General features: G+C 54.7%; 5 protein-coding genes and 2 pseudogenes. 4 read left to right on the forward strand and 3 right to left on the reverse strand.

Going from position 1 to position 4,156, the window contains the following annotated elements; translation table 11 throughout:
• From BBW68_RS01595 to erpA, 3 genes and pseudogenes are all read left to right on the forward strand, one after another.
• On the forward strand, window positions 1–188 hold a 188-nt coding region (locus BBW68_RS01595; RefSeq protein WP_148127492.1), incomplete at its 5' end, for an integrase core domain-containing protein.
• Between the two features lie 27 nt (window positions 189–215).
• Window positions 216–1,010, forward strand: a pseudogene (locus BBW68_RS15385) (chloride channel protein); the annotation flags it as partial.
• Between the two features lie 71 nt (window positions 1,011–1,081).
• The gene (gene erpA, locus BBW68_RS01610) at window positions 1,082–1,426 is read left to right on the forward strand and encodes an iron-sulfur cluster insertion protein ErpA (RefSeq protein ID WP_070133730.1); all 345 of its coding nucleotides are present in this window, start codon (window positions 1,082–1,084) and stop codon (window positions 1,424–1,426) included.
• A 410-nt stretch (window positions 1,427–1,836) separates the two neighbouring features.
• Here the strand turns inward: erpA and BBW68_RS20270 are convergent, their stop codons facing one another.
• From BBW68_RS20270 to mtnN, 3 genes are all read right to left on the reverse strand, one after another.
• A complete protein-coding gene (locus BBW68_RS20270) occupies window positions 1,837–2,151 on the reverse strand; it encodes a TroA family protein (protein WP_245166491.1) in 315 nt (104 codons plus the stop codon).
• A gap of 319 nt (window positions 2,152–2,470) precedes the next feature.
• Window positions 2,471–2,659 carry a TroA family protein gene (locus tag BBW68_RS20275; protein WP_338061291.1) on the reverse strand — a complete coding sequence of 63 codons (189 nt, stop codon included), beginning with the start codon at window positions 2,657–2,659 and terminating at the stop codon, window positions 2,471–2,473.
• On the reverse strand, window positions 2,652–3,347 hold the full coding sequence (gene mtnN / locus BBW68_RS01620; RefSeq protein ID WP_070133731.1) for a 5'-methylthioadenosine/S-adenosylhomocysteine nucleosidase: 696 nt from the start codon (window positions 3,345–3,347) through the stop codon (window positions 2,652–2,654). The genes BBW68_RS20275 and mtnN overlap by 8 nt, the downstream gene beginning before the upstream one ends.
• 119 nt (window positions 3,348–3,466) lie before the next feature.
• Here mtnN and dgt point away from each other — a divergent pair.
• Window positions 3,467–4,063 (forward strand): annotated as a pseudogene (gene dgt, locus BBW68_RS01625) (dGTP triphosphohydrolase); the annotation flags it as partial.
• Window positions 4,064–4,156: the final 93 nt, after the last annotated feature.

Raw genomic sequence — 4,156 nt, forward strand, 5'->3', positions numbered from 1 at the left:
GACGGGGAAACTGCTGGGATAACGCCCCTATGGAGCGGTTCTTCCGGAGCCTGAAGACCGAATGGGTGCCGACGAAGGGCTATAACAGCTTCAGCGAAGCCCAGGGCGCGATAATCCGCTATATAACGGGATATTACAGCGCTATCAGTCTTTGGAAGATAAGACCTTTCAATAACACGAAAGGCTAACTCATCAATAACTTTGCAACAGTGCCTGAAGAAATGCGCCTGCAGTTTCGTTACAGCCTCATTTCGATTAAAGCGGTGTTTATCGGTGTGATTATGTCGAGCATCGTGTATCGTGTTCCGGGTGTTTAACGGCGACCAAGCAGTGATCGAAGTGGGGCAGCTGTCGAACGCGCCGGTGAATACGCTGTGGCTCTATCTGCTACTGGGAATTGTGTTTGGCGTGGCGTTTAATCAGTTGATCTTCCGCATTCAGGACCTGTTTCAACGTCTACACGGTGGCAGGATGAGTAAGGCGCTGCTGATGGGGGACGTTGCGGCGTGTTGGGGCTGGTAATGCCTGCGGCTTCCGGCTCCGGGCTGATCCCGCTGGTGACGGCAGGAAATTACAGGGCCGGAACGCTGCTGTTTATTTTTATCATTCGTCTGGCAACCACGCTGCTCTGTTTCTGCTCCGGGGTGGTGCCTAGCGGGATTTTGCGCTGATGCTGGCACTGGGCACGGTGTTTGGCCTTGGCAGCCCTGATGCCGGAGTATCATCTGCAGGCGGCAACCTTCGTTATCGCCGGAATGGGGGCGCTGTTTGATGCATCGATACGCGCGCCGCTGACCGGCATTGTGCTGGAGATGACCGACAACTATCAGCTGATCCTGCCGATGATTATTACCTGCTTGGGCGCGACGCGGCTGGCGCAGTTTGTTGGCGGCAAGCCCTTGTATTCCTCCCTGCTTGCCCACACTCTGGCTAAGCAGCAGAAACAAGGAAGCGGACGATGCCACCTTACAGGGGTACAGTCTGAGCTTGATTGCTCTACCCGTGTGTAAGATATTGACAACAATTATGGTCGATTTGTGACCTGTCAGGCACCCGGCCTGAAAGCATACTGGAGTATCACATGAGCGACGATGTAGCACTACCCCTGCAATTTACCGATGCGGCGGCAAGTAAAGTCAAAAACCTGATTTCCGATGAGGGCAACCCGGAACTGAAACTGCGCGTGTATATCACTGGTGGTGGCTGCAGCGGTTTCCAGTACAGATTTACCTTTGACGACAAGATTAACGAGGGTGACATGACGATTGAGAAATCGGGCGTGGCGCTGGTGGTAGACACGATGAGCCTGCAATATCTGGTGGGCGGTTCGGTGGATTACACTGAAGGGCTGGAGGGGGCACGCTTTATCGTGACCAACCCCAATGCCAAAACTACCTGTGGCTGTGGTTCTTCTTTCAGCATCTGATCCCGTTTTAAAAAAGCCTCCCGGACGGGAGGCTTTTTTTTACCATTACGACGGTCACTAACCTGACTTTCTTATCTGCACTGTCCTCAACAACGTTCTACGTGATTTTCAGCTGGGCATCAGGCTGTACTCCTCCACAGGCAATATCCGGCTGGTGGCAGGTAAAAACACTGCTGCCATCAACGCGGCACTGCGTGTAGATGGTTAATTTCACGCCAATATTGCCAGTTGTTCAAGCGGCAAATTCATGACCCGTCGTTATCAGCCCGAAGGCCAGATAAACGGATTTCATAGTGCGATTTCCTAGTGGTGTAAACCGGAGAATTAACTCAAATTGATAAAACGGGCGGCGGATTATGTACGAATTTTGCTGCCTCGTTGTTTAGTTAATGGCTAAAATTGCCGGATCTTTAATCACGCATAGCGGTGATTTTTCGTTCTCCGGGCTTGCCGGCTAGCGATAGCTGGCTGCACAGTTTTTGCGCAGTCAGAATCGGACGCGGTCCGGCGCGGCTTAGCAAGTCATCATTGATAGTAATCACAGTTGCCGAAAGCTGCGGGCACCAGAATTGCGCCACCTGCTGCGCCTGCGCCTCATCACCGGGGATGACAATGGCCAGCAGCTGGCGGACTAAAACCTGCTCGCGGCTGACCTGTGGCCACGGCATTCGGGCATCGGCAAAGATATTCTCCCCGCCGCACAGCTGCAGCACTTCATTTTGCAAAGTATGACCTGCTGCAGTAAACAGCGACCGCATGCCAAATTACATGAAAACCGACTTTGGCTGCTGCCGGGTATAACGCTGGCGCAGATCGGCAAACTGCTGCTGCAGGCGATCTGCCGCCTGTAAGGCCTGCTATGGCTGCGAGCTGTAAACCGACAGCTGGCGCAGGTGGAACCAGCTCAGCGATAGAGTCCGGTGCCAGCAACACCACGTTCACCCCCAGCAATTGTAGCTGGTCAGTCTGTCGCTGCGGCGTGCCGCCGCGCTAGGTGAGCACCACATTGGGCTTCAGCGCCAGCAGCTTATCCATGTTGATTCCCTACCAATTTGCCACTTCGCGAATTTGCTGCGCCGCGGGCGGATAATCAGAGAATGCGCTGACGTTAACCGGGGTAATTTCCGCTGCAAAAGCCAGCTCGGTCAGGTTGGGGGCCAGCGTGACCACGCTCGGCATTGCCGTGGCGGCACAGGTCAGCCACAGCAGCAGGGGGAGAAAGCGTTTAGCCATGAGCCAGTAGGGGCAGTAGGGTTTCCACCATTAATGAAGATTGCTTAGCGGCGACCACCAAGAACTTGTCAAAGCTGAGGTGGGATTCCTGATCGGCTACGTCAGAGATAGCGCGCACCACCACGAACGGAGTATTGAACTGATAGCAGACGTGGGCGATGGCTGTCGCTTCCATTTCCACGGCCACCGCCTGTGGGAAGGTGCTGCGAATGCGTGCCAGCGGGGCAGCGCCGTTGATAAAGGCATCACCGCTGACCACAAGGCCGCGCACGGCGTTGAGGCCCTGATGAGCAATACACTGCTCTGCGGCGGCAATCAGCTTGTCGTCGGCTTTGAACGCCGCCGGGCAGCCGGCTATCTGGCCGGGCTCATAACCGAAGGCGGTAACGTCGGCATCGTGATAGCGGACTTCGTCTGACACCACGATATCACCCACTTTCAGTGTGGAGGCGAGACCACCGGCGGAACCGGTATTGATCACCACGTCCGGCTTGCACAGCAACAGTAGGGTAGTGCCAAGTGCGGCAAAGACTTTACCAATGCCTGATTTTAGTAGAGCCACTTCAACACCGTTCAGCGTTCCGGTATAAATTTCACAGCCCGCTAGGGTTAGAGTCTGACGGTTTTCAATTTTGTCACGCAGCAGCGTAACTTCCTGTTCCATCGCACCAATAATGCCTGCTTTCATAGGGATACCCGCTAAAATTGTAGAATTTGCCAATAATTTCGGCGCATAGTCTATCATGGCAGCATTACAGTGATAATCCGTCTTACGGTGATGCGTACCGTTAATCCGAGGGAACATGCATGAGCGCGATCGACTTTCGCACGAAAATTAACTGGCTGCGTCGCTATCGTCCGTATTAGGGGCCGAAGGATGAGCATGAAATTCTGCGCATATTTGAGAGCGATCGCGGGCGGATTATCAACTCTGCGTTCATCCGCCGCCTGCAGCAGAAAATCCAAGTTTTCCCGCTGGAGCGCAATGCCGCCGTGCGTACCCAGCTGACGCATTCGCTTGAAGTACAGCAGGTTGGGCACTATATCGCCAAAGAAGTGCTGACGCGCCTGCAGGAGCAGGGCCAGCTGGCCGTGCTGGGGCTGGTGCAGCTGACCGCGCCGTTTGAAAACATCGTCGAGATGGCCTGCCTGATGCACGATCTCGGCAACCCGCCGTTTGGTCATTTTGGCGAGTCGGCGGTCAACGACTGGTTCCGTCAGCAGCTCGATGCGGGCTGGCAGTCAGAGAGCCAGCACCCCGATCACTATGTGCCCAAGGTACTGAGTCACTGCGACGATGGGCTGGATGAGCTGCGTGCAAATATTCGTCAGAATTTGTCGCACTTCGAGGGCAATGCGCAGGCGATCCGCATGGTACACACTCTGATGAAGATGAATCTGACCTAGACGCAGGTGGGCTGCATTTTGAAATACATGCGCCCGACTTGGCACAGCTGTCCGGTCTCGGACAGCCCAGCTAGGTAGAGTCTTAGGACG

This window comes from Candidatus Erwinia dacicola (assembly GCF_001756855.1).
Taxonomy (GTDB): domain Bacteria; phylum Pseudomonadota; class Gammaproteobacteria; order Enterobacterales; family Enterobacteriaceae; genus Erwinia; species Erwinia dacicola.